21 protein-coding genes are annotated in these 23,538 nt (G+C 67.3%); 9 read left to right on the top strand and 12 right to left on the bottom strand.

Annotated features, from left to right (window positions below; translation table 11 throughout):
* Nucleotides 1–36: 36 nt before the first annotated feature.
* A complete protein-coding gene (locus tag ACT3UE_RS08075; protein WP_444566507.1) occupies nt 37–2,001 on the top strand; it encodes an aconitate hydratase in 1,965 nt (654 codons plus the stop codon).
* Between the two features lie 82 nt (nt 2,002–2,083).
* Here the strand turns inward: ACT3UE_RS08075 and ACT3UE_RS08070 are convergent, their stop codons facing one another.
* The 4 genes from ACT3UE_RS08070 to ACT3UE_RS08055 form a co-directional block, all read right to left on the bottom strand.
* Nucleotides 2,084–3,802, bottom strand: a complete 1,719-nt coding sequence (locus ACT3UE_RS08070) for a dipeptide ABC transporter ATP-binding protein (protein WP_444554539.1) — start codon at nt 3,800–3,802, stop codon at nt 2,084–2,086.
* Nucleotides 3,799–4,815 (bottom strand): ABC transporter permease, encoded by a 1,017-nt coding sequence (locus ACT3UE_RS08065; RefSeq protein WP_444554540.1) that lies wholly within the window; start codon nt 4,813–4,815, stop codon nt 3,799–3,801. The genes ACT3UE_RS08070 and ACT3UE_RS08065 overlap by 4 nt, the downstream gene beginning before the upstream one ends.
* A gap of 2 nt (nt 4,816–4,817) precedes the next feature.
* Nucleotides 4,818–5,903 (bottom strand): ABC transporter permease, encoded by a 1,086-nt coding sequence (locus ACT3UE_RS08060; RefSeq protein WP_444554541.1) that lies wholly within the window; start codon nt 5,901–5,903, stop codon nt 4,818–4,820.
* Between the two features lie 110 nt (nt 5,904–6,013).
* Nucleotides 6,014–7,648, bottom strand: coding sequence for an ABC transporter substrate-binding protein (locus ACT3UE_RS08055; protein WP_444554542.1), 1,635 nt, complete (start codon nt 7,646–7,648; stop codon nt 6,014–6,016).
* Nucleotides 7,649–7,893: 245 nt separating this feature from the next.
* Between ACT3UE_RS08055 and ACT3UE_RS08050 the strand changes: the two genes are divergently transcribed.
* The 4 genes from ACT3UE_RS08050 (at nt 7,894) to ACT3UE_RS08035 (ending at nt 11,508) form a co-directional block, all read left to right on the top strand.
* The gene (locus ACT3UE_RS08050) at nt 7,894–9,462 is read left to right on the top strand and encodes a fatty acyl-CoA synthetase (RefSeq protein ID WP_444554543.1); all 1,569 of its coding nucleotides are present in this window, start codon (nt 7,894–7,896) and stop codon (nt 9,460–9,462) included.
* A complete protein-coding gene (locus ACT3UE_RS08045; protein ID WP_444554544.1) occupies nt 9,459–10,247 on the top strand; it encodes an enoyl-CoA hydratase/isomerase family protein in 789 nt (262 codons plus the stop codon). The genes ACT3UE_RS08050 and ACT3UE_RS08045 overlap by 4 nt, the downstream gene beginning before the upstream one ends.
* A 65-nt stretch (nt 10,248–10,312) precedes the next feature.
* Nucleotides 10,313–10,807, top strand: a complete 495-nt coding sequence (locus ACT3UE_RS08040; protein WP_444554545.1) for a glutathione peroxidase — start codon at nt 10,313–10,315, stop codon at nt 10,805–10,807.
* A 212-nt stretch (nt 10,808–11,019) separates the two neighbouring features.
* Nucleotides 11,020–11,508: a DUF4188 domain-containing protein gene (locus ACT3UE_RS08035; protein WP_444566506.1), complete on the top strand. Its 489-nt coding sequence runs from the start codon at nt 11,020–11,022 to the stop codon at nt 11,506–11,508.
* 168 nt (nt 11,509–11,676) lie between these two features.
* Here the strand turns inward: ACT3UE_RS08035 and ACT3UE_RS08030 are convergent, their stop codons facing one another.
* On the bottom strand, nt 11,677–12,693 hold the full coding sequence (locus ACT3UE_RS08030; RefSeq protein WP_444554547.1) for an isopenicillin N synthase family dioxygenase: 1,017 nt from the start codon (nt 12,691–12,693) through the stop codon (nt 11,677–11,679).
* A 147-nt stretch (nt 12,694–12,840) separates the two neighbouring features.
* Here ACT3UE_RS08030 and ACT3UE_RS08025 point away from each other — a divergent pair, with 147 nt between their 5' ends.
* The gene (locus ACT3UE_RS08025) at nt 12,841–13,140 is read left to right on the top strand and encodes a type II toxin-antitoxin system VapB family antitoxin (RefSeq protein ID WP_444554548.1); all 300 of its coding nucleotides are present in this window, start codon (nt 12,841–12,843) and stop codon (nt 13,138–13,140) included.
* 4 nt (nt 13,141–13,144) lie between these two features.
* Nucleotides 13,145–13,888: a LytR C-terminal domain-containing protein gene (locus tag ACT3UE_RS08020; protein WP_444554549.1), complete on the top strand. Its 744-nt coding sequence runs from the start codon at nt 13,145–13,147 to the stop codon at nt 13,886–13,888.
* Between the two features lie 27 nt (nt 13,889–13,915).
* On the opposite strand, the gene ACT3UE_RS08015 is transcribed toward ACT3UE_RS08020, so the two are convergent.
* From ACT3UE_RS08015 to ACT3UE_RS07995, 5 genes are all read right to left on the bottom strand, one after another.
* The gene (locus tag ACT3UE_RS08015; protein ID WP_444566505.1) at nt 13,916–14,647 is read right to left on the bottom strand and encodes a DsbA family oxidoreductase; all 732 of its coding nucleotides are present in this window, start codon (nt 14,645–14,647) and stop codon (nt 13,916–13,918) included.
* Between the two features lie 52 nt (nt 14,648–14,699).
* The gene (locus ACT3UE_RS08010; RefSeq protein ID WP_444554551.1) at nt 14,700–15,773 is read right to left on the bottom strand and encodes an alkene reductase; all 1,074 of its coding nucleotides are present in this window, start codon (nt 15,771–15,773) and stop codon (nt 14,700–14,702) included.
* 78 nt (nt 15,774–15,851) lie between these two features.
* Complete coding sequence (locus tag ACT3UE_RS08005; RefSeq protein WP_444554552.1) at nt 15,852–16,538, bottom strand: BRCT domain-containing protein; 687 nt, start codon at nt 16,536–16,538, stop codon at nt 15,852–15,854.
* A gap of 36 nt (nt 16,539–16,574) precedes the next feature.
* Nucleotides 16,575–17,507, bottom strand: a complete 933-nt coding sequence (locus ACT3UE_RS08000) for an NAD(P)-dependent oxidoreductase (protein ID WP_444554553.1) — start codon at nt 17,505–17,507, stop codon at nt 16,575–16,577.
* A 114-nt stretch (nt 17,508–17,621) separates the two neighbouring features.
* Nucleotides 17,622–18,230, bottom strand: a complete 609-nt coding sequence (locus ACT3UE_RS07995; RefSeq protein WP_444554554.1) for a phosphatase PAP2 family protein — start codon at nt 18,228–18,230, stop codon at nt 17,622–17,624.
* A 120-nt stretch (nt 18,231–18,350) separates the two neighbouring features.
* On the opposite strand from ACT3UE_RS07995, the gene ACT3UE_RS07990 reads away from it, so the two are divergent.
* Complete coding sequence (locus ACT3UE_RS07990; RefSeq protein WP_444554555.1) at nt 18,351–18,668, top strand: XRE family transcriptional regulator; 318 nt, start codon at nt 18,351–18,353, stop codon at nt 18,666–18,668.
* A gap of 129 nt (nt 18,669–18,797) precedes the next feature.
* On the opposite strand, the gene aceB is transcribed toward ACT3UE_RS07990, so the two are convergent.
* Nucleotides 18,798–20,435, bottom strand: a complete 1,638-nt coding sequence (aceB, locus tag ACT3UE_RS07985; protein ID WP_444554556.1) for a malate synthase A — start codon at nt 20,433–20,435, stop codon at nt 18,798–18,800.
* A 78-nt stretch (nt 20,436–20,513) separates the two neighbouring features.
* Nucleotides 20,514–21,818, bottom strand: coding sequence for an isocitrate lyase (aceA, locus tag ACT3UE_RS07980; protein WP_444554557.1), 1,305 nt, complete (start codon nt 21,816–21,818; stop codon nt 20,514–20,516).
* 151 nt (nt 21,819–21,969) lie between these two features.
* Between aceA and ACT3UE_RS07975 the strand changes: the two genes are divergently transcribed.
* Nucleotides 21,970–23,493 (top strand): helix-turn-helix domain-containing protein, encoded by a 1,524-nt coding sequence (locus tag ACT3UE_RS07975; RefSeq protein ID WP_444554563.1) that lies wholly within the window; start codon nt 21,970–21,972, stop codon nt 23,491–23,493.
* Nucleotides 23,494–23,538: the final 45 nt, after the last annotated feature.

The following is a 23,538-nucleotide window of genomic DNA, read 5'->3' as shown; positions in this document are numbered from 1 at the left end:
GGCCGGTGGCGGATAGTCAACCGGAGGGAGCCCACCATGGCCAAGCAGAGCACCAGCAGCCCAGCGCGCAATGTCGCCCAGAAGCTGATCTCATCGCATCTGGTAGACGGGGAGATGACCCCGGGGGCCGAAGTCGGCATCTCCATCGACCAGACGTTGACCCAGGACGCCACCGGGACGATGGTCATGCTGGAACTGGAAGCCATGGGGCTGGATCGGGTCAAAACCGAACTTTCAGCCCAATACGTCGACCACAACCTGTTGCAGACCGATGAAAAGAACCCCGAGGACCACCTCTTCCTGCAATCGGCGGCCGAGCGGTTCGGATTGTGGTTCTCCAAGGCCGGCAACGGCGTCTCCCACCCGGTCCACCAATCACGCTTCGGCAAACCCGGGGCCACCATGGTCGGTTCCGACTCCCACACCTGTTCCGCCGGAGCCATCGGGATGCTGGCCATCGGCGTCGGGGGCCTGGAAGTGGCCATGGCCATGGCCGGGGAACCGCTCTATGTGGCGATGCCGGAGATCTGGGGCATCGAACTGACCGGGGAACTGCCCGACTGGGTCTCGGCGAAGGACGTGATCCTGGAGATGCTGCGCCGCCACGGAGTGAAGGGCGGCGTCGGGCGGATCATCGAATACCACGGCCCGGGCCTGGCGGGCCTGACCGCCATGGACCGCCACGTCATCGCGAACATGGGCGCCGAACTCGGGGCCACGACCACCGTCTTCCCCGCCGATGAGGCGGTCCGCGAATATCTGGCGGCCGTGGGGCGGGAGGACGAGTTCCAGGAGCTGCTGGCCGACCCGGGAGCGGGCTACGACCGGACGGACTCCATCAACCTCTCCGAGCTGGAACCGCTCATCGCCAAACCCTCCTCGCCCGGCAACGTGGTCACCGTGGCGGAGGCCGCCGGCGAGGACGTGTTCCAGGTGGTCGTGGGCTCCTCGGCGAACCCCGGTCTGCGCGATTTCGCCGTGTTCGCCGAAATCCTTGCGGGCCGGCAGGCCTGCGAGCAGGTCTCGGTGGACGTGAACCCCACGTCCCGCGAGGTCCTGGCCGATCTGATCGGCGGCGGCTGGCTGACCCAGATGGTCGGGGCAGGAGCCCGGATCCACCAGTCGGGCTGCATGGGCTGCATCGGCATGGGCCAGGCCCCGGCCACCGGCCGGAACAGTCTGCGCACCATGCCCCGGAACTTCCCCGGACGCTCCGGAACCGAGGAGGATGCGGTGTGGTTGTGTTCCCCGGAGACCGCCGCGGCGGCGGCACTGACCGGCAGGATCACCGACCCGCGTGAACTCGGCCGCACCCTGGAGCTGGCCTACCCCCGCCCGGAAATGCCGAAGACGTTCAGCCAGAACACCGATATGCTCCAGGAACCGCTCCCGCCGAAGGAGGCAGCCGAGGTCGAATTGGTGAAGGGATCGAATATCTCCAGCCTCCCCGATTTCGATGCCATCGCCGATGATCTGGATCTGCCGATCCTGTTGCAGATGGCCGACAACGTCTCCACCGACGAGATCATGCCCGCCGGATCCAGGGTGCTGCCCTTCCGCAGCAACATCCCGAAGATCGCCGAGTTCTCCTTCTCCCGCATCGACACCAGCTATCCGGACCAGGCCCGGGAGCATGAAGGCGGCCATGCGGTCATCGCCGGGGAGAACTACGGGCAGGGATCCTCGCGCGAACACGCGGTCATCGCCCCGCGCTACCTCGGATTGCGGGTGGCCGTCGCCAAGTCCTTCGCCCGCATCCACTGGCAGAACCTGGCCAACTTCGGGATCCTTGCCCTGGAATTCACCGACGCCGCCGATTACGACGCCGGGACCACGGGGCAGCGGCTGGTCATCAACGGGCTACGGGACCAGCTGAAGGCAGGCAACGAGGTGGCGGCGACGTTGGGCGGCCGGGAGGTCACCCTGCGCCATAAGCTCTCCGACCGGCAGGTCGATATGGTGCTGGTCGGCGGACGCATCCCGTCGGTGGCGCAGGGATAGCGCCGGAACCACCGGCGGCCCGGCCGCTGGTCCGGCGACGACGGCGGGGCCGCCACCGCCACCGGACCAGCCGGGCCGGACCCTAGTCGGTGAGCAGTTCGCGGTTGGCGGCACGACGCCGGGCCTGCTCGGCCGGATCCGGGACCGGCAGCGAGGCGATCAGACGCCGCGTGTAGTCGTGGCGTGGGCTTCCCATGATCTGGCTGCCGATGCCCTCCTCGACCAGTTTGCCGCGGTAGAGGACCCCGACCCAATCGGCGAGCATGTCCACGACCGCGAGGTCGTGGCTGATGAACAACGCCGCGAATCCGTACTCCGTCTGGATCTCCTTGAACAGGTCCAGCACCGCTGCCTGGACGGATACGTCCAGGGCGCTGGTGGGTTCGTCGGCGATCAGCAGCTTCGGGTTCAGCGCCAGGCCCCGGGCAAGGCTGGCCCGCTGCCGCTGCCCGCCCGAGAGCTCGTGGGGGTAGCGGTCCACGAACCGGCCGGGCAGCTGGACCGCGTCCATCAGGTCCCGGACCCGGTCCCGGGCGCCGGAGGCCGTGGGATCCTGGTGGACCCATAAGGGTTCGGCCACGCATTCGCCGATGGTCAGATGCGGGTTGAACGAAGCCCCCGGATCCTGGAAGACGAAACCGATGTCCTTGCGCAGCGGTTTGAAGGTCCGTTCGCGGAAGTCGAGCATCTCGTAGCCGAGGACGTTGAGGCTGCCCCCGGTGATCTTGTTCAGCCCCGCGATGGACCGTCCGATCGTCGTCTTGCCCGATCCGGATTCGCCCACCAGCCCATAGACCTCCCCGGCGGAGATCTGGAAGGAGACCCCACCCACGGCGCGGAACGCGGATTTGCCGATCCCTCCGGGGAATTCGACCTCCAGATCCGTGGCGCGCACCAGGACCTCGGCCTCGGAGTGGGCCCGCTCCTCCAGTCCGGCCGAGGCGGAGTTCCGCCCCAGGTGGGGGACGGCGGCCAGGAGTTCCTTGGTGTAGTCCTGCTGCGGGTGGGCGAACAAGTCGGCCACGGGGGCCTCCTCGACGACATCGCCGCGATACATCACCACGACCCGGTCCGCCAGATCCGCGACGACACCCATGTTGTGGGTGATCAGCACGATCGAGGTCCCGTCCTTGCGCTGCAGCTCGCGGAGCAGTTCGAGGATCTCGGCCTGGACGGTGACGTCCAGGGCGGTGGTCGGCTCGTCCGCCACGATGAGCCCGGGATTCAGGGCCAGCGCCGCGGCAATGACGACCCGCTGCTTCTGCCCGCCGGAGAACTGGTGCGGATAGAAATCCACCCGGTGCCCCGGATCCGGGATGCCCACCTTGGCCAAGGCCTCGATGGCCCGGGCCTTGGCCTCCTTGCGGCTGATCCGGTGTCCGGAGCCCGCATGGGCGCGGATCCCCTCGATGATCTGCCAGCCGACGGTGTGGACCGGATTCAGTGCGGTGGAGGGTTCCTGGAACACCATGGCGACATCGCGGCCCCGCAGGTCCCGCAATTGGCTGGCGCTGACGGAGAGGACATCGGAACCATTGACCAGGACCACCCCGGCACTGGTCGCCGTTTCCGGCAACAGTCCCAGGATGGTCTTGGCCGTGACCGTCTTGCCCGAGCCGGATTCGCCGACGATCGCCACGACCTCCCCGGGACGTACGTCCAGGTTCACGTCGTTGACCGCGTGCACATCGCCACCATCGGTCGCGAAGGTCACCTCCAGTCCCGAGATGGACAGGACGGGTTTGCCGTCGTCCGGGGAGGCGGTGTTCGGGTCCTGCCCGGGTTCACGTTCGTGACTCATTTGGTGACCTCCAGTCCGGTTCCATTGACATAGGCGTCGGCGGGCATGTCGGGTCCGCCGCGCTTCTTCCTGCCGGCGCGACGCCGGCCGCGCAGCCGCGGATCGTTCAGGTCGTTCATGGACTCGCCCACCAGGGTCAGGCCCAGCACGGTCAGGACGATCGCGAGGCCCGGGAAGAGCCCGGTCCACCAGATGCCACTGGTGGCATCGGCGAGGGCCTTGTTCAGGTCGTAGCCCCATTCCGCGGCCGATGAGGGTTCGATGCCGAAGCCCAGGAAGCCCAGCCCGGCCAGGGTCAGGATCGATTCCGCCGCGTTGAGGGTGAAGATCAACGGCATCGTCCGGGTGGCGTTGGGGAAGACGTGCCGGGAGATGATGCGCAGGTTCGAGGTGCCGATCACCTTCGCGGACTCCACGAACGGTTCGGCCTTGAGCCGGATGGTTTCGGCGCGGGCGACCCGGAAGTACTGCGGGATGAAGACCACGGTGATCGAGATCGCCGCGGCCATGATCCCCCCGAAGAGGTTGGACTGGCCGCCGCTGATGACGATCGACATCACGATGGCCAGCAGCAATGCGGGGAAGGCGTAGATGGCATCGGCGATGACCACCAGCAGCCGGTCGACCCAGCCACCGAGGTAGCCGGAGACCAGCCCCAGGATCACCCCGGCGAAGATCGACATGAGCACTCCGAGGACGATGACCAGTGCCGCGGTCTGGGCGCCCCAGATCACGCGGGAGAAGACGTCGTATCCCCCGACGGTGGTCCCCCAGATATGGGCGGCGCTGGGGGCCATCTGCGCGCCGAAGTTGGCGCCGTCGGCGGAGGCCTGGGCGTAGCCGTAGGGGGCGATCAGGGGGGCGAAGATCGCGGTCAGGAACAAGATGCCCGACAGGATCAGCCCGATGATCAGCATCGTGCGTTGCAGCCCGACGCTCTTGCGCAGATGCGAGATGATCGGCAGTCGGGTCCAGCGCGGCTGCCGGGCGGGTTTCGATGTGGTGGTGTCCACGATCAGTACCTCACTCTCGGGTCGATCAAGGCGGCGATGACGTCCACCAGGAAGTTGGTCAACGCCACGATCACTGCGATGAGCATGACGATGCCCTGGACCGCGACGAAGTCCCGGGCGGTGAGGTATTCGGCGAGCATGAAGCCCAGTCCCTTCCACCCGAAGGTGGTTTCGGTCAGGATCGCGCCGCCCAGGGTCAGGGCGATCTGCAGGCCCATGACCGTGACGATCGGGATCAGTGCCGGCTTATAGGCATGTTTGGTGACCAGCCGGTATTCGCTGACACCGCGTGATCTGCCGGCCTCGACGAAGTCGGAGCCCAGGGTGCCGATGAGGTTGGTGCGCACCAGGCGCAGGAACACCCCGCCGATGAGCAGCCCCAGGGCAATGGCCGGAAGAACCGCGTGTTTGAGCACATCCAGGGCGATCGTCATGTTCCCGGCGCGGAGGGCGTCCAACAGGTAGAGGCCGCTGGGGTTGCGTAGCCCGGAGAGTTCGGACAGATAGTCGGTTCTGCCGGAGACCGGGAACCACCCGAGCCAGACGGAGAAGATCAGTTTCAGCAGCAGCCCGGCGAAGAAGACGGGGGTGGCGTAGCAGAGGATGGCGAACAGCCGCAGGAATGCGTCGGGGAGCCGGTCCCGCTTATAGGCGGCAATCATGCCGAAGGGGACCCCGATGATGAAAGCGACGATCAGTGCGTAGATCACCAGTTCCAGGGTGGCGGTGCCGTATTGGGCCAGGATGTCGGTCACCTCGCGGTTATCCGAGAGCGTGGTCCCGAAGTTGCCGCGCAGGATGTCGCCGAGGTAGTCGAAATACTGAATGAGGACGGGACGGTCGTAGCCGGCCGCGTGGATCCGGTCGGCCAGCTGATCCGGGGGGAGTCGGCCGCCCAGTGCCGCCGTGATCGGGTCACCGGTGATCCGCATCAGGAAGAAGACCATGCTGATCAGGATGAACATGGTGGGGATGATCAGCAGGAACCTGATCACCAGATAACGGGCCAGACCGAGACTCTGGCTCCGGGGTTTCTTCCCCTTCGCCAGACCGAATCCGGCCGGGACCTTGTCACTCTCTACTGTCATATCTACCTATACTCGTGCGGCCCGGATCCAGTGATCCCGGCGTTGGACGGCAAGCGGGGCGGGGCGGCCATATGTCCGAATGACCGCCCCGCCCCCATGGACCCGGTGTACTACTTCTTGGAGATGACACCGATCCGGAACTTATAGGAGGCGTCCAGGGTGCTCTCGACCCCGTCCACGTCCTCACCGGCGATGGCCACCGTCGCGCCCTGCAGGAGGGGCAACGTCGACAGGTCCTTGCCGACCTCGGTCTGGATCTCGCCGATCAACTCGGAACGCTTATCCTCGTCGGTGGTCACCTGCTGCTTCTGGACGAGCTTGGCGACCTCCTTGTTGTCGTAGTGGTTCGCCAGGAAGTTACCCGGTGCGAAGAACGGCGTCAGGTAGTTGTCCGCATCCGAGTAGTCCGGGAACCAGCCGAGCTGGTAGATCGGGTAGACATCCTGGGTCCGGTCCTTGTTGTACTGGACCCATTCGGTGGACTGCAGGTTGACCTTGAACAGATCGGTCTTTTCCAGCTGCGACTTCACCATGGCGTATTCCTCGCCGGAGGAGGGGCCGTAGTGGTCGGCGTTGTACTGGATGTTCAGTTCCACCGGGGTCTTGACCCCTGCATCCTTCAGGCGCTTCTTGGCCCGATCGACATCCGGGCCGCCGTCGCCGTCACCGTACATCTCCTTCAGCGGCTCGATCGCGCCGGGCAGGCCGGAGGGGACGAAGGAGTAGACGGGGGTGTAGGTGTCCTTGTAGACCTGCGTGGCGATGTCCTGCCGGTTGACGGAGTCCGCCATGGCCTGCCGGACGGCCAGGGCCTTATCCGGATCGGCATCCGAGGTCTTCGCCCCGAACGGCATGGTGTTGAAGTTGAAGACGACATAGCGCAGCTCGCCGCCGGGGCCCTTGAGGACCTGGACCTTGTCATCCTTCTCGAGGTCCTCGATATCGGTCGCCGCCAGGCTGCGGAAGGCGACGTCGATGTTGCCCTGCTGGATATCGAGCTTCAGGTTGTTGGCGCTGGTGTAGTACTTGTAGTCCACGGTCTTGGACTCGGGCTCACCGAGCAGGCCCTGGTAGCCGTCGAAGGCCTGATAGGACACCAGTTCGTTCTTGGTGTAGTTCGTGATTTCGTATTGGCCGGCGAAGGCCTTGCCCTTCACGATCTCGTCGTCGGGGGTGATCTTGTCCTTGGAGAAGACCTCCTCGTCCACGATCGGACCGGTGGCGCTGGTGAGGACCCCGAGGAAGGTCTGGTCGTTGCCGGCCTTCAGGTGGAACACGACGGTGGAGTCATCGGGGGCCTCGACGTGGTCCAGGTTGGTCAGCAGTGCCGCGGGACCCTGCGGGTCGTCGATGGAGACGACCCGGTCGAAGCTGAACTTCACGTCGGAGGAGGTGAGGTCGTTGCCGTTGGCGAACTTCAGCCCGTCCTTGAGCTTGACGGTGAATTCCTTGGGGGAGGTGAACTCCGCCGAGGTGGCGATGCCCGGTTCCGGATCGGCACTGCCGGGTTTGGAGTTGAGCAGGAACGGGTAGACCTGGGTCATCACGGTCAGCGAACCGTTGTCGTAGGCACCCGCCGGGTCGAGGGAGACGATCTTGTCGGTGGTCCCGACGGTGACCTTCTTGCCGCTGTCGCTGCTGTCGCCCCCGGAATCGTCGACGGGGCCGGTGCAGGCACTGAGCGACAGGGCGCCGATGCCCGCCGTGGCCAGTGCCAGCCTGAGGGCACGTTTGGATTTGGTCATGGTAGGTACTCCCTTTATTTGCCTCGTGGTGCAGGTGGGCTGCACGATGCAGTGCGTGTGACGTAACACACCATACTACTTATGATTCCTACCGGAAAACACTGGTCAGCGGCCCTCGGGGCCCCGTCCGTGACCGGATCGTCGCCCCGCGGGGCGGTATGGCGGCGCCCGGAGTCCCGGACTAGCCTGTGGGGTGAGTCACATCGTGGTCCGTGACCGGGCCGACCTGCGGGAGGAATGCCACCATGAACACCCCAACCACGCCCGGCAGGGCCAACACCATCGGTGCGGTCCTGCGCCGTTCCGTGGGACGCAATCCCGGGGCGACGGCCCTGCTCTTCGAGGACCGGCGGTGGACCTACGCCGAACTCGAACTGGCCGTCCACCGCGTGGCCCACCGGTTGGTCTCCAGCGGTCTTCCCCGGGGTGCGCGGGTCGCCGCCTACGGGATGAATTCCGACGCCTATGCCGTCCTGTATCTGGCCTGTGCCGCGACCGGACTGGTGCATGTGCCGGTGAACTTCGCGCTGAAGGGCGATGAACTCGGATACCTCCTGGACGACTCCGGGGCGGGCCTGGTCGTCGCCGATCCCGCCCTGCTGCCGCTGGTGGACCAGGTGCGCAGCGCCGGCAGGGCGGCGGAGGCCACCGAGGTGTGGCCGATGCTTCCCACGCAGGACGACGGCGGGGGGTCCGTCCTGGCGACCGCGATGGACCCCGGGGCCGATTCCACGCCCGTCGAGGTGGAGGTGGCGGGAGGCGACGTCGTGCAACTGCTGTACACCTCGGGAACCACCTCCGCCCCCAAGGGCGCGATGATGACCCACGAGGCCCTGGTCGCCGAATACGTCTCCTCGGTCATCGCCCTGGACTTCACCGCCGAGGACCGCCCCCTGGTGGCGATGCCGCTCTACCACTCGGCGGCGATGCACGTCTTCCTGCTGCCCTATCTTTCCCTCGGAGCCACCATCCGGTTGATCGCGCGTCCGGAGGTCGGGCAGATCCTGCGCCTGGTGGAGGAGGAACACATCGGCTCGTTGTTCCTGGCGCCCACCGTATGGGTGCCCTTGAGCAACCATCCGGAGATGGAGACCCGGGACCTGTCGTCCTTGGCCAAGGCCCAGTACGGGGCCTCCATCATGCCGGTGACCGTGCTGGCGCGACTGCGCTCGCGGTATCCACGGATCGGTTTCTACAACTGCTTCGGCCAATCCGAGCTGGGCCCGCTATGCACCGTCCTGCGCCCCGAGGACCACGAGGCCCGGCCCGCCTCCTGCGGTGTGCCGGTCTACAACGTCGAGGCCCGTGTCGTGACCGCCGACGGGGAGATCGCCGCCCCCGGCGAGCCCGGGGAGATCCAGTACAGGTCACCCCAACTGATGACCGGCTACTGGAATAAGCAGGAGGCCACCGAAGAGGCCTTCGTTGACGGCTGGTTCCGTTCGGGGGACCAGGTCACCCGGGATGCGCAGGGCTACATCCAGGTCGTGGACCGGATCAAGGACGTCATCAACACCGGGGGAGTGCTCGTGCCTCCACGGGAAGTCGAGGACTGCATCTACGAACTGCCCGAAGTAGCCGAAGTCGCCGTCGTCGGGGTTGCCGATGAGCGCTGGATCGAGGCCATCACCGCCGTCGTCGTCCTCAAGGAAGGTGCTTCCCTGACGGCCGAGGGGGTCCGCGCGCATGTGAAGGGCCGGATCGCCGATTACAAGGTGCCCAAACGGGTGGACTTCGTCGCCGAGCTGCCCCGGAACCAGTCGGGCAAACTCCTCAAACGCGAGCTGCGCGCGGAACGGAGCACCGGGCAGTGAGCGCCGGGACTGCCGGGCCGGAGCAGCCGGTGATCGGCATCGAACGCCGTCCCGGGGTCGTGCGGCTGGTCCTGCAACGGCCGGAGGGCGGAAACGTCCTGGACCTGGCCCTGGCCCGCCAACTGCTGGCCGCCGTTCGTGCCGCCGAGGCCGACCCCGAGGTGTACGTGCTCACCCTGACCGGGACCGGACGGTTCTTCTGCGGGGGAGGGGACGTGGGGAACATGGCGGGATCCCCGCCCGCCGAACGCTCCGCCTTCATCGCCGCGTTGGCCGAGGCGGCCCACGAGTTGGCGCTGGCCCTGGTTCATTCCCGGCTCCTGGTGCTCGCCGGGGTCAACGGGGTGGCCGCGGGGGCCGGCCTGGGGCTGGTGCTCAACGCCGATTGGGTCCTGGTGGCGGAGGAAGCGACGCTGATGGCCGCCTACGCGGGCATTGGATTCAGCCCCGACACGGGGGTCTCCTATCTGCTGCCCGCGACCGTGGGCCACCAGCGCGCCGTGGATCTGACCCTGGGCGGACGCCGGCTTGCGGGTAACGAGGCCGTCGACTGGGGGCTGGCGAACGCCTCGGCCCCCTCGGCCGTCTTCGAAGGCGAGCTCACCGTGGCCGAGGACGGGTTCCTGCAAGGCGCCGTCCAGACCCTGGGGCCGACGAAGGCGTTGCTCCGGGCGGGGATGTCCACCGGCTACGCGGCACATCTGGCCGCGGAAACGAGAAGCATCTCGGCCCTGGCCGCGCACCCGGATTCGGTGCAGCGGGTCAACCGCTTCGCCGGTCGCTGAAGGACAGGGGAAAGCCGGGCCGGATGGCTAGGCTGAAGGCAGGAACCCCTGAGCGAGAGGACATCATGAGCACGCCCGATTCGACCCTGCAGGATGTGGCCATCACCTTCAACGACGGAACGACGTCGACCTTCGGGGAGGCGTTCGCCGGCCGGCCGGTCCTGGTGGTCAACGTCGCTTCCAAATGCGGATTCACCCCGCAGTATGAGGGTCTCGAGAAGCTGTATGCGACGCATCGGGACCAGGGCCTGGTGGTGCTGGGGGTGCCCAGCAACCAGTTCATGGGCCAGGAGCCGGGAACGGATGCGCAGATCGAGGAGTTCTGCCAGATCAACTACGGGGTGACCTTCCCGTTGGCCACGAAGACCAACGTCAACGGCCCCGACGCCCACCCGCTCTACCGCGAGCTCACCGCCTACCCCACCGGAGAGGTCCAGGATATCGGCTGGAACTTCGAGAAGTTCCTCGTCGGGGCCGATGGCCGGATCCTGGGCCGGTTCGCGTCCAGTGTCGAGCCGCTCTCCGACGAGCTCGTCGGGGCGGTGCGGGCGGCCCTGTAGCGCTCGCCGTAGAGGCTGACGAGGCGGGGTGAAACTGCTTCATAAGCCTCGTCCCACGGGGTGTTCCCGGGCAAAAGACACGGAAACCATGCTGCTGACCGCTGTGAGGAGCCGGGGGGCGGCGCAATATCGCATCATGGGTTAAAGGTCTTGCCAAGGTGCCAAGCATCCATATCATCGTTCCATAGCAGTGTGATGCGCGATGAGAGACGATGGTCGTGGCAGCAACCGTGGATCCGGGCAGATATACAGCGGCCCCCGATCAGGAGCACGTGACCGTGTTCCTGATCGGGATGCGGGCCAACAGATGGTGGAAGCTGGCCTCGGTGCTCCCGACCGTGGCCGCCATGCCACGGAAGTTGGCTCATCTGGCGAAAGATCCTGAAACCGGTCTGCTGGGCTACCACCAATGGCTGGGTCGGACCACGATTCTGCTGAGTTATTGGCGCAGCCCGGAGGACTTGCAGCGCTTTGCCTCCGCCCAGGATGCTCCGCATCTGGGGGCCTGGCGCCAGTTCACGAAGAAGTCGGCAGGCAGCGGCGACGTGGGCATCTGGCACGAGACCTACCAGGTGAGGGTCACCGACCAAGAGACGGTCTACACCGATATGCCGGCGTTCGGGCTCGGGGCCGCCACGCGACGTGTGCCCATCGGGCGGGGTACGCACACCGCGCGCCAGCGACTGGGACGCGAGGGCTAGAACTGGATTGATCGACTGGGCTTGGGCGGTCAGGTCTCAGGGGTTGGAGCGCGAGAGGGCATCGCGCGCTCGGTGGCCTGCCCAGGGGGTAATTCCTCGTCGGCGCATTCGGTGCAGGCACCGCAACGTGGCAGGAAGACCATGAACATGCGCCGCCCGATGGCCGGATCACAGCCCCGGATAGTGCCGGGCGGCGGTTTCCGGATGAGCGCGCAACCACCCCTTGAGGACGTTGGCGCCGTAGGAGGAGAGCATCGGATTGGTCGGATCGTCGGAGACGCCACGGGCCTGGGCCGCCAGCTCCGGTGGCAGCGGGACCGTATCGATGACCGAATCCAGCCGCGGGGACCAGAAGAAGGGTACCGAATAGCGGTCGACGCCGGCCGGTGGTGCCGTCACGCGGTGGATGGTGGCCATCAGGTAACCGTTGGTGGCGACCTCGAGCATCTCCCCGAGGTTGACCACCAGAGCCCCGGGGATCGGCTCGACGGGAATCCAGTTCTGATGCCCGTAGGGCTGGACCTCCAGCCCGCCGACCTGGTCCTGGAGCAGCAGGGTCACGAAACCGTAATCGGCGTGCAGGCCCACCCCCTGGTTGCCGGCCTCCGGGACCTGGCCGCCGACGTAGTGGACCAGTTTGCCCATCCAGGCCGGGTCGTGCCGGAACGGGGCCTCGAAATGATCCTCGGGCAGACCCAGTGATACGGCGATCGCCGCGAGGAGTTCGGTCCCGACCCGTGACATCAGCTCGGCCCAGGCCATGGCCACGCGCTCGAGTTCGGGGAAGGACGCGGGCCATTGGTTGGGGCCCTGCAGGTTCAGGTAGGGGCGGTCCTGCGGGTAGCCCTCCAGCGCCTCCCGGTCCGGGCCGTAGTCGATCTGTTCCCGGGAGTCGGCCCGGCCCCGGGTCATTTCCTTGCCCAGCCGGGTGTAGCCACGGAACTGGGCCGAGGTGCGGTTGTCCAGCTCCAACCGTTCGGCCAGGGGCAGGGCGAAGAAGGCCTCCATGGTCTGCAGGAGTTCCTGCGCCTGGCCTTCGGCGGCGCCGAAACCGGTGAGTTGGAAGAAGCCGACCTGATGGCTCGCCGCACGCAGGGCGTCGATGAATTCGGGGTTGAAGCAGCCGTCGGCCCGACGGGCCGTGGAGAAATCAAGAACGGGCACTGAGGTTCGCACAAGGTTCATGGCCGTAACGTTAGGGCGCGGCGGCCCCGCGACGACAGCAACGGTTACGCCGGGTTCCGTCATATTGCCCCGGATGTCGGAACCCTTGACAGGTCTCCCCGGCAGGTCGTCGCTCCACATCGGGCTGGCGTTCCCTAAGCTGGAACAGTGATCTTCAAAGCAGTCGGCGAATCCCGCCCGTACCCCGACCACGACCTTGTCACTCCCAAGGACTGGGCCGTCGTCGCCCCCCGTCAGGTACGCCTCGATGAATTGGTGACCACCAAGGCGACCCTGGACCTGGCAGCGCTGTTGGCGGAGGACTCCACGTTCTTCGGTGACCTCTTCCCCCACGTGGTGCAGTGGCAGGGCACCATGTATCTGGAGGACGGGCTGCACCGGGCCGTGCGGACCGCCCTGCACCAGCGTTCGGTCATGCACGCCCGCGTCCTGATCCTGGATTCGTGATCCCATGAGCGATGAACGAGACCCGACCGACTGGCATGGCCAACGGATCGTCACCGAGGAGGACCTGGACGAGGGGTTCTCCGATCACGACCCCGAACGCGTGGAGAACCCGCGCTACTACCGGCGCCGGCTGCTGCACGGGATGGTGCTGGGCCTGCTGGTCGCGCTGGTGATCGCCGCGCTCGTGCTCGCCTACCTGGTCAAGACCGGGCAGGTGGTCATCCCCGCCCTGGAACCGGCGCCGACGCCCACGGCGACGGCCCAGGCGGAGGATCCGGCCGCCGCCGTCTGCCCGCAGGAGGAACTGGAGTACGCGAAGCCGAAGGACGTCACCGTCAACGTCTACAACGCCACCACCAGCGCCGGGCTGGCCGCGGCCACGGCCGAATCGCTGAAGAAGCACGGTTTCACGATCGGGAAGGTGGCCAATGCGAAGTTGAAGAACGCCGACATCGTGGGCACCGTGGTCTCCGGGACGAAGGGCCGGGCCAACGCCCTGACCGTCCAACGCCATATCAAGGGCACCGAATACGTGAAGAAGCCCAAGCGCAGCGCCGACACCATCGATTTCGTCATCGGCAAGAAGTACAAGGCCGGGTCGATCGTCCCGAAGAAGAAGGTGGATACCTCCGACGGCCAGCTCAGCTGCCCGATCGCGGTGAAGGAAGCCCGCAAGAAGGCCAAGGAATCCGCGGCGGCCTCCGGGAAGGCGGACCCCTCACCGGCGAAGGATCAGGACGGGAAGTAACCCGGGACGGCGGCGGGTGGGCCGCTGCTAGTCGCAGCCCTCGGGGCCGCAGGCGGGGGCCTGGGTGCCGGAGGCCGGGTCCTGTCCGGCGTTGACCATGGATAGCGGGGAGACCTCACCCCAGGCGGTGGTCAGGGCCTCGGCGAACACCTCGGGTGGCTGGGCCCCGGAGATTCCGTACTTCATGTCCAGGACGAAGAACGGCACCCCGGTCACCCCCAGGGCGCGGGCCTGGGCGATGTCGGCCTCGACCTCGGCGGTGTACCGATCCGATTCCAGGACCGCCACGACGTCGTCCTCGGCCAGTCCGGCGTCGGTGCCGATCCGGCGCAGCACCGTGGTGTCCCCGGTGTCCAGGCCCTTTTCGAACTGGGCGGAGAGCAGCGCCTCCTTGACCTCGCCGGCCAGGCCATGCGCCTCGGCCAGATGCAGCAGGCGGTGGGCGGTGAAGGAATTGGCGACCTTGAGGTTGCCGAAATCGTAGTGCAGCCCCTCGTCGGCGGCCTGGCCGGTGACGTGTTCGAGCATCTGCTTCACCTGCGCCGGGTCCATGCCCTTCTTCTGCGAAAGATACTCGAATTCGGTGCCGTCGTAGTGGGCCGGCAGCGAGGGATCGAGCTGGTAGCTGTGCCAGGTCACGTCCACCTGGTCACGGAAGGAAAGGGTGGCCAGGGCCGCTTCGAAACGACGTTTGCCGATGAAGCACCAGGGGCAGGAGATGTCGGACCAGATATCGACGGAAAGGCGCGGAGAAGTCATGGATGCTTCAACCTCCCCGCGCCGAGGACTATTCCCGTCCGGTGTCCGGGGGCTAGTTCTGCCAGAACGGGTAGTCGATGTACCCGGTGGGCCCCTCGGTGTAGAAGGTCGCCTGGTTCGGTTCGTTCAGCGGCAGGTCCTCACGCCAGCGCCGCACCAGATCCGGGTTGGCGATGGCGGGCCGCCCGACGACGACCGCCTCACCCCAGCCGCTGGAGGTCAGCTCCCGGGCGTCCTCGACGGTGGTGATCTCGGCGAACCCCGAATTCAACAGCACGGGGCCGCCGAAACGCGAGCGCAGATCCTGGGCCAGTTCCCCGGTCGGCTGCCGGTGCAGGATGCTCAGCGCCGATAATCCCAGCGGGGCGATCCCGTCGATGAGCGCACCGTAGGTGGCCGCGACGTCGTCGCGGTCCTCCTCCAGGGTGCTTTGGACATTGTGTTCGGGGGAGATCCGCAGGCTGGTGCGGCCGGAACCGATGGCCGCGGCCACCGCGGTGGCCACCTCGATGACCAGGCGGGCCCGGTTTCCCGGGGACCCGCCGTAGGCATCGGTGCGTGTATTCGTCGAGGAGGCCAGGAACTCATGGAGCAGGTAGCCGTTGGCGCCATGGAGTTCCACCCCGTCGAAGCCGGCGGCGATCGCATTGGTCGAGGCCCGGACGAACTCCTCCACGATGCCAGCCAGCTCGGAGGTCTCCAGGGCGCGGGGGACCGGGTAGGGGTGCTTGCCGGTGTAGGTGCGGGTGCTTCCCTCGACGGCGATCGCACTGGGGGCGACGACCTCCTGGACCCCGGTGATCTCCGGGTGGGTGACCCGGCCGGCATGCATGACCTGGGCGATGATCAGCCCGCCCTCGGCATGGACGGCGTCGGTGACGCGTTTCCACCCGGCGACCTGCTCCTCGGTGGCCAGTCCGGGCTGGCGCACGAATCCCTGGCCCGTCTGGCTGGGATAGGTTCCCTCGCTGACGATCAGCCCCATCGAAGCCCGTTGGCGGTAGTACTCCACGACGTCGTCGTTGGGCACCCCGTCAACGCGGGACCGTGATCGGGTCAGCGGGGCCATGACCAGCCGGTTGGGCAGGTCGAGGTCGCCGAGGGTGAGCGGGGCAAACAGATCCATGGAAAGGCTCCTGTGGTCGGGGATGCCTGGTGCAACACCGACCGGCGCCCGGGGTATTCCCCGGCGCCGGCCCGCAGCTCAATCCCGGCTGTGGACCCCACCGCGGATCCAGGGGCCGACCAGGTCCAGCCCGGCCTGGTGGCGGAGGGGGCCATAGACGCTGAACTGCCCGTAGGTGGGGTGGTTGACGTCCAGCCGTTCGAGGTCGTCCTGCGGTGCCGATTCATCACCGCCGGCCAGGCCCAGGGCGCGCACGATCTTATCGGGGGTCCCGGTGGAGCCGGCGACGGCGACGCCGCCGACCATCCAGGCCTCGCCGAGGGCCGAATGGCGGGCGGGACCGCGGACGACGAAGACCCCGGCCTCCGGGGTCTTGACCAGGGCCTGGACGGGGAGTTCCTCGCGCAACGCAGCGCAGGCGAGCTTCACGGCGGGAAGATCACGTTTGGCATTCGGGGGCAGGTCGTCCAGCGAGGCCGGGGCCGAGAGCTCGGGGGCCTCCGCCGTGGCCGGGAGGACCCCGCCGAGGAAGCGTTGAACGAAGTCGTGCTCGCCGATGACGGGGATGCCGTAGTCGCGGGCCTTGCGCGACTTGGTTGAATCCACGTCGGGGTCCCCGGCCACCAGCAGGGCGGTCTTCTTCGAGACCCCGGGACCCACGAGGTAGCCGGCGTCCGTGACTGCCTGGGCGAGATCGTTCTTATCGAGTGCTTCCAGGGAGGTGAAGACGACCTGGTCGCCGGGCTTGAGCGTGATGTTCTCCATGGTTCCCCAGAGTACCGGGCGGGGACCGTCGAGGGGCTACCCGGCCCCCGGTCCGGCCACGAGGTGGATCGGGGCCCGGCCCTGCGCCAGACGCTGGACCTGCTCCACGGCGCCCTCGGTGGACAGGCGGATGAATTCGTTGGTGTTCCCGGCCATATGCGGGGTCAGCAGGCAGCCGGGGGCCTCCCAGAGCCGGTGGCCGGCCGGGAGCGGTTCCGGGTCGACGACATCCAGGGCGGCCCGTAGCCGTCCGGACTGCAACTCGGCGACCAGTGCCTCGGTGTCCACGACCGCGCCGCGACCGATGTTCACCAGCAGGGCCCCGTCGGCCATGGCGGCCAGGAAGGCGCCATCCACGAGCCGTTCGGTGCCCGCCGCGTGGGGCAGGGTGACGATGACGACGTCGGCCCGGGGCAGGAGCCCGGGCAGCTCCTGGACCCCGTGGACGTGGACCCCGCTCTCGGTGGTGCGTTCCCGGCGGGCCACGGGGAGCACGGCTGCCGGACGGAAGGGCGCCAACCGGGCGGCCACTTCCCGGCCCACCCCGCCATGGCCCAGGAGGACGACCACCGAACCATGCAGGGACGTGGTCCACAGCGGTGTCCAGTCGTGGCGGTGCTGTTGGGTGGCGGCGACCGGCAGATCGCGCAGTGCCGCCAGGGTCAGGGCGAGCCCGTGTTCGGCGGTGGCATCCTCGACGGCGCCCCGCGAATTGCTCAGCGTGGCCCCGGGCGGCAGATGGTCCAGGACCCATTCGTAGCCGATGGACAGCAGATGGACGTGGCGCAGGCCGGGGATGCTGTTCACCCGGGAACGGTGGGCCTGGACGCGGGGACGCTCGGTGATCAGGACATCGGCTGCCGGGGCCGGGGAGGCCTCGGAATCGATATGCCAGATGATGGCTTCGATCCCCGGACCGCTGATGGCGTGGGCCAACGCGGGGGAAGGGACCAGAACACGAAGTGCCATGGGTGCTCCGTTCGCAGGTGTCGGGGGCGGGCCTGGGCCCTCGCCGGTGGTCCCCGCCATCCTATAAGCGGTCGACGGGCAGGAACCGCGGGAGCCCCTGGCCGGACGAGCGGTTCAGGGCAGGGCCAGCCCGCCGGCGAACACGATGCAGCCCACCAGCGCACCGGCGAGCACCTGGCCCGGGGTATGCCGTCGCAGCTCCAGACGCGACCAGCCGACCAGCAAGGTCAGGAAGAGGGCGGCGGCCGCACCCCAGTCCGGGTCGGAGAAGACCTCGAGCCAGATGAAGGCGGCGACCGCCGTATGCACGGAGATCTTCCACCGCAGGTTCACCACCAGGCAGATCAGCAGTCCGGCCAGGATCAACCCCAGCGCGCTGAAGACCGCCGCCGGGGCCCGCAGCAGCACCAACGCGCCGCCACCGATCAGCAGGGATGCCCCGGCGAGGACGAACACGGGCCGGCGCTGCGACCGCTCACGGACATGCAGATCGGTGACCCGGCCCCGATGCTTCATCCACACCACGCCCAGCCAGGGCAGTCCCGTGGTGAAGACCAGGGCCACGATGGCCTGCAGCCAGGTGGTGTCCGGACTCCGCAGCGGCAGCACCAGCAGGTAGGCGCTGACCAGGACCACGGGGGAGAGGAGGGTGGTGACGGTCCGGGCCGCCGGCGATCCCCGGCGAGGGGCCGTGTCGACGTCGTTCCCCGGATCGATGTCCATCGGTTTGCTCCCCGCCGTCTCCACTCATCCGGGCCCTCCGGAACCGGTATCCAGCCTACTGGTGCACCCGTCCCGGTCGGGTCGCCTGACTTCGCGCGCGAAGACTGGGATGATCAAGGCATGAAGAACCCATCAACATTCATACCCGCCGATCTGGCCCGGGCCGCCCGCGCCATCACCCAGGTCTCGAGCAAGGTCATTGGTCGGGCCGCCGGACTGGAGAAACAGCAGATCCGGGCCTTCGAAAAAGGCAACCACGATCTGACCGTCGAGCAGAACGCCATGCTGCGCCACGCCCTGGAACAGTACGGCGCCGTCTTCGTCGAGGAGGACGAGGATGCCGGCCGCGGGGTCCGCCGCAAATACAACGCCTCCAAGGTCCGCCGGCTGGAGACCTGGGAGGGCGAGGGCGGCCCCGCCTACGAGGACGACATCTAGACCCCGACCTCAAAAAGACGACGGACCCCGGCAGCTCTGCCAGATGGGGTCCGTCGTGGTGTGGGGGCCGACCGCCCCGGCCCGGGATCCAATGGAGGAAGAACCCCCGGCGGGGCGGTCGGTGGCTGGTCAGGCGTCGATCATCTGCCGCGCCTTGGACTGGCAGAGGAACCGCGTGTAGGACGGCACGGTCAGGAAGGCCGGGTAGTCATCCTGCAGGGCACACTCATCGAAGATCTCCCGGGCATCGGCGAACCGGTCCCCCTCGAAGCGTTCCATCTTCGCGTACTCCTCCTCCACGATCTCCTCGACGAACTCGGCGGTGATCAGCTCACCGTCGTCGGTCACCGCACCCTGGTGGATCCACTGCCAGATCTGCGAGCGGGAGATCTCGGCGGTGGAGGCGTCCTCCATCATGTTCTTCAGGACCACGGCCCCGTTGCCCCGCAACCAGGACTCGATGTAGCGCAGCCCGATGACCACGTTCATCCGGACCCCGCCCTCGGTGATCAGCCCCGGGGTTCCGGCGATGTCCAGCAAGGCCCGGTCATCGACGGCGACGTCTTCGCGCAGACGGTCGATCTGGTTCGGTTTTCCGCCCATCTCCCGATCGAAGATCCGCTGCACCACCGGGACCAGATCCGGGTGGGCCACCCAGGCGCCGTCGAAACCGTCGGCGGCTTCGCGGGATTTCTCGACCCCGACGGTCTCGAAGGCCACCGCGTTGGCGGCCTCGTCGCGCCGGTTCGGGATGAAGGCGCTCATGGAACCGATGGCCGTGGCCCCGCGGCGGTGGCAGGCCCGCACCAGCTGTTCGGTGAAGGACCGCATGAAGGGGGCGGTCATGGTCACCATCGCCCGGTCCGGCAGCACGAACCGCGGTCCGCGGGTGCGGAAGTTCTTGATCACTGAGAAGATGTAGTCCCACCGGCCGGCGTTCAGGCCCGCGGAGTGCTCCCGCAGTTCGTAGAGGATCTCCTCGAGTTCGAAGGCCGCGGTGATGGTCTCGATGAAGACCGTGGCGCGGATGGTCCCCCGGGGGATGTCCAGCAACTCCTGGGCCCTGATGAACACGTCGTTCCAGAGGCGGGCCTCCAGATGGTTCTCGATCTTGGGCAGGTAGAAGTAGGGGCCACGTCCGCCGGAGATCAACCGCTGCGCGTTGTGGAAGAAGTAGAGGCCGAAGTCGACCAGCGCCCCCGAGGTGGACTTGCCGCCGATGGTCAGGTGCCGCTCGGGCAGGTGCCAGCCGCGCGGCCGGACCATGATGGTCGGCAGCTCGGTCAGCGTCCGTCCGGTGACCGTGTACTCCTGGCCCTCCTCGGAGGTGAAGTCGAGGTCGTTCTCGAGCGCGGCCCGCAGGGTCAGCTGCCCGTTGATGACGTTCTGCCAGGTGGGGGTGGTGCAGTCCTCCAGATCCGCCAGCCAGACGTTGGCACCGGAGTTCAGTGCGTTGACGGCCATCTTGCGTTCCGGCGGTCCGGTGATCTCCACCCGGCGGTCCTCCAGGCCGGGGGCGATGGGGGCGACCGTCCAGGAGTCGTCTTCACGGATGGGCCGGGTCTCTTCCAGGAAGTGCGGATCCTGGCCGCCGGCGATCTCGCGGCGGCGCGTTTCGCGCAGGGCCAGCAGTTCCTTCCGGCGCGGCTCGAACTCGTGATGCAGCTGCGCCAGGAAGTCCATGGCCCGGGGGGTGAGGATCTGCTCCTGGCCGCGGACCGGCGAAGCATTCGGCGTGGTGCCGTTCAGGGTGATGGGGTCGTTCATGGCGGATCTCCTTAAAAATGGTGGGGGACGACGCCGGTGCCCGGGTGGGTGGGCCCCGGCACCGGCGTCGTGTGGTGCCTAGTGGAACTGGCCGGCTTCGGTGGATCCCACCAGAGCCAGGGTGGATGCTTCGGGGTTCAGGGTCGTGGCGATCTGGTCGAAGTAGCCGGTGCCGACCTCGCGCTGGTGCTTGGTGGCGGTGTAGCCGGCGGCCTCGGAGGCGAATTCGCGTTCCTGGAGTTCGACGTAGGCGCTCATGCCGTTCCGGGCGTAGCCGGAGGCCAGATCGAACATCGAGTGGTTCAGGGCGTGGAACCCGGCCAGGGTGATGAACTGGAAGGTGAATCCCATGGCGCCGAGTTCGCGCTGGAACTTGGCGATCGTGGCGTCGTCGAGGTGCTTCTTCCAGTTGAAGGACGGCGAGCAGTTGTATGCGAGCATCTGGTCGGGGTGTTCGGCCTTGACTGCTTCGGCGAACTTCTTGGCCATCTCCAGGTCAGGGGTCCCGGTCTCCATCCAGATGAGGTCGGAATAGGGGGCGTAGGCCTTGGCCCGGGCGATGCAGGGTTCGATCCCGTTGCGGACCTTGTAGAAGCCTTCGGCGGTGCGCTCGCCGGTGACGAACTGCGCGTCACGCTCATCGACGTCGGAGGTGATCAGGGTGGCGGCTTCGGCATCGGTGCGGGCGATGATCACGCTGGGGGTATCGGAAACGTCGGCGGCCAGGCGGGCGGCATTGAGGGTGCGGATGTGCTGGCCGGTGGGGATGAGGACCTTGCCGCCGAGGTGGCCGCACTTCTTCTCCGAGGCGAGCTGGTCTTCCCAGTGCACCCCCGAGGCGCCGGCGGTGATCATCGACTTCATCAGTTCGTAGGCGTTCAACGGGCCACCGAAGCCGGCCTCGGCGTCGGCGACGATCGGGACCAGCCAGTCCTCGACGGAATGGATGTCCTCGGCGAATTCGATCTGGTCGGCGCGCTGGAGGGCGTTGTTGATGCGGCGCACCACCTGGGGGACCGAGTTGGCCGGGTAGAGCGACTGGTCGGGGTAGGTCTGGCCGGCGAGGTTGGCGTCGGCGGCGACCTGCCAACCGGAGAGGTAGATGGCCCGCAGGCCTGCCTTGACCTGCTGGACCGCCTGGTTGCCGGTCAGGGCGCCCAGGGAGTTGGTGTAGGCGCCGGTCGTGGCTTCGGTGGTGAGCTGGTCCCAGAGCTTTTCGGAACCGCGACGGGCCAACGTGTTCTCTTCGACGACGCGTCCCTGCAGCCGAACGACCTCCGCCGCCGTGTATTCGCGGGTGATGCCTGCCCAGCGGGGGTTGGCGCTCCACTCCATCTCCAGGGCCTGTTCGCGCTCTGCGGCGGAATTCTGCTTCTGCGTCATGGCATTCTCCTTGGTGTCGCTCCGGGTGTCCCGGGGATCCGACGACGTTCCCGGCGCCTCTGCCGGTCGGTCGATGTTTCCGTGTTTTTGTTCGTAGTCATGACTCTTCGCGATCCGCAAGGGGTTTTCTAGGGGGTTGGGGTGGAAAGATTTGCACTTCTTGAGCTATTCTCAAGAAGTGACGACTCCCACATGGAACCGGCCCTCCGGCGGACAGTCCCCGCAGGGCGCCTCGACCCACGACGACCCCGAACTGGATGCCATTGCCCTGGGCCGCCGGGTGCGCCACCTACGCAAGGGCAAGGCGCTGACCCTGGATGGGTTGGGTGCCCTGGTCTCGGTGGCCCCCTCGCAGCTGAGCCTGATCGAGAACGGAAAACGCGAGCCCAAGGTGGGGCTGTTGCGGCAACTGGCCGCCGCCCTGGATACCGGCGTGGACGACCTGCTCGGATCCGAGCCTCCGAGCCGGCGGGCCGGGCTGGAAATCGAGTTGGAAAGGGCCCAGCGCGGACCGCTCTACGGATCCTTGGGGCTGCCCAAGGTCCGGGTGTCCTCACGGTTGCCGATGGATGTGCTTGAATCCATGGTCGGCCTGCAGCATGAGCTCGAACGGCGGCTCGAGGAGCAGGCGGCGACCCCCGAGGAAGCGCGTCGGGCCAATACCGAGATCCGCACCGAAATGCGTGAATGCAACAACCACTACCCCGAGCTGGAGAAGCAGGCCCAGGGTCTGCTCGACGCCGTCGGGCACACCTCGGGACCGTTGTCCCACCATGTCGCCGCCGATCTGGCCGAGCATCTGGGATTCGGGCTGCGCTTCGTCGGGGACCTGCCGCATTCGACCCGGTCGGTGACCGATCTGAAGAACCGCAGAATTTATCTGGTGCAGGGGACCCGAAGCGATCATGACGCCCGGTCGGTGCTGCTGCAGGCGCTGGGCCACTACGTCCTGGGTCATGAGGCCCCCCGGAACTACAGCGAGTTCCTCCGTCAGCGGGTCTACACCAACTACTTCGCCGCGGCCCTGCTGATGCCGCAGAAGACCACCGTGGGTTTCCTCGAGGAGGCCAAGAAGTCCAAGTCGTTGGCGATCGAGGACCTGCGTGATGCCTATGCGGTCTCCTACGAATCGGCGGCCCACCGCTTCACGAACCTGGCCACCGAACACCTGGGCATCACCTGCCACTTCCAGAAGGTCCACGAGTCGGGCATCCTGCACAAGGCCTACGAGAACGACGACGTGAACTTCCCCGCCGACCACACCGGCGCCATCGAGGGGCAGTCGATCTGCCGGTACTGGACCAGCCGCGAGGTCTTCGAGGTCCCGGATAAGTTCCGGGCCTTCGAGCAATACACCGACACCGTGGTGGGGACCTTCTGGTGCACCGCCCGCACCGAACGCCACTCCTCGGGGATGTACTCGCTGAGCATCGGGGTCCCCTACGAACACGTGAAGTGGTTCCGCGGCCGTGACACCACCGAACGGTCCAAATCACGCTGCCCGGATGAGTCGTGTTGCAAGCGTCCGCCGGAGGCGCTGGCCCGCTCCTGGGCCGGTCAGGCCTGGCCGGCGGCCCGGGCGAACTCCCACCTGTTGGCCGCCATGCCTTCGGGGGCGTTCCCCGGGGTCGACGAAACCGAGGTGTACGAGTTCCTGCAGGCACACGGGGGCTGAGACCCGGTCACGAAATGCGAGGGAGCAGCCCCGGTGTCCCGGAGC

Source organism: Arthrobacter sp. 179 (assembly GCF_052379645.1).
GTDB lineage: Bacteria > Actinomycetota > Actinomycetes > Actinomycetales > Micrococcaceae > Arthrobacter_H.
Note: the sequence above shows the minus strand (reverse complement) of the source record. Positions and strands in the feature narration are given on the sequence as shown.

Coding starts and splice junctions, on each gene's coding strand:
- ACT3UE_RS08075 (WP_444566507.1), top strand. CDS start 37: ATGGCCAAGCAGAGCACCAGCAGCCCAGCGCGCAATGTCGCCCAGAAG.
- ACT3UE_RS08070 (WP_444554539.1), bottom strand. CDS start 3,802: ATGAGTCACGAACGTGAACCCGGGCAGGACCCGAACACCGCCTCCCCG.
- ACT3UE_RS08060 (WP_444554541.1), bottom strand. CDS start 5,903: ATGACAGTAGAGAGTGACAAGGTCCCGGCCGGATTCGGTCTGGCGAAG.
- ACT3UE_RS08055 (WP_444554542.1), bottom strand. CDS start 7,648: ATGACCAAATCCAAACGTGCCCTCAGGCTGGCACTGGCCACGGCGGGC.
- ACT3UE_RS08050 (WP_444554543.1), top strand. CDS start 7,894: ATGAACACCCCAACCACGCCCGGCAGGGCCAACACCATCGGTGCGGTC.
- ACT3UE_RS08040 (WP_444554545.1), top strand. CDS start 10,313: ATGAGCACGCCCGATTCGACCCTGCAGGATGTGGCCATCACCTTCAAC.
- ACT3UE_RS08035 (WP_444566506.1), top strand. CDS start 11,020: ATGGTCGTGGCAGCAACCGTGGATCCGGGCAGATATACAGCGGCCCCC.
- ACT3UE_RS08030 (WP_444554547.1), bottom strand. CDS start 12,693: ATGAACCTTGTGCGAACCTCAGTGCCCGTTCTTGATTTCTCCACGGCC.
- ACT3UE_RS08020 (WP_444554549.1), top strand. CDS start 13,145: ATGAGCGATGAACGAGACCCGACCGACTGGCATGGCCAACGGATCGTC.
- ACT3UE_RS08015 (WP_444566505.1), bottom strand. CDS start 14,647: ATGACTTCTCCGCGCCTTTCCGTCGATATCTGGTCCGACATCTCCTGC.
- ACT3UE_RS08010 (WP_444554551.1), bottom strand. CDS start 15,773: ATGGATCTGTTTGCCCCGCTCACCCTCGGCGACCTCGACCTGCCCAAC.
- ACT3UE_RS08005 (WP_444554552.1), bottom strand. CDS start 16,538: ATGGAGAACATCACGCTCAAGCCCGGCGACCAGGTCGTCTTCACCTCC.
- ACT3UE_RS08000 (WP_444554553.1), bottom strand. CDS start 17,507: ATGGCACTTCGTGTTCTGGTCCCTTCCCCCGCGTTGGCCCACGCCATC.
- ACT3UE_RS07995 (WP_444554554.1), bottom strand. CDS start 18,230: ATGGACATCGATCCGGGGAACGACGTCGACACGGCCCCTCGCCGGGGA.
- ACT3UE_RS07990 (WP_444554555.1), top strand. CDS start 18,351: ATGAAGAACCCATCAACATTCATACCCGCCGATCTGGCCCGGGCCGCC.
- aceB (WP_444554556.1), bottom strand. CDS start 20,435: ATGAACGACCCCATCACCCTGAACGGCACCACGCCGAATGCTTCGCCG.
- aceA (WP_444554557.1), bottom strand. CDS start 21,818: ATGACGCAGAAGCAGAATTCCGCCGCAGAGCGCGAACAGGCCCTGGAG.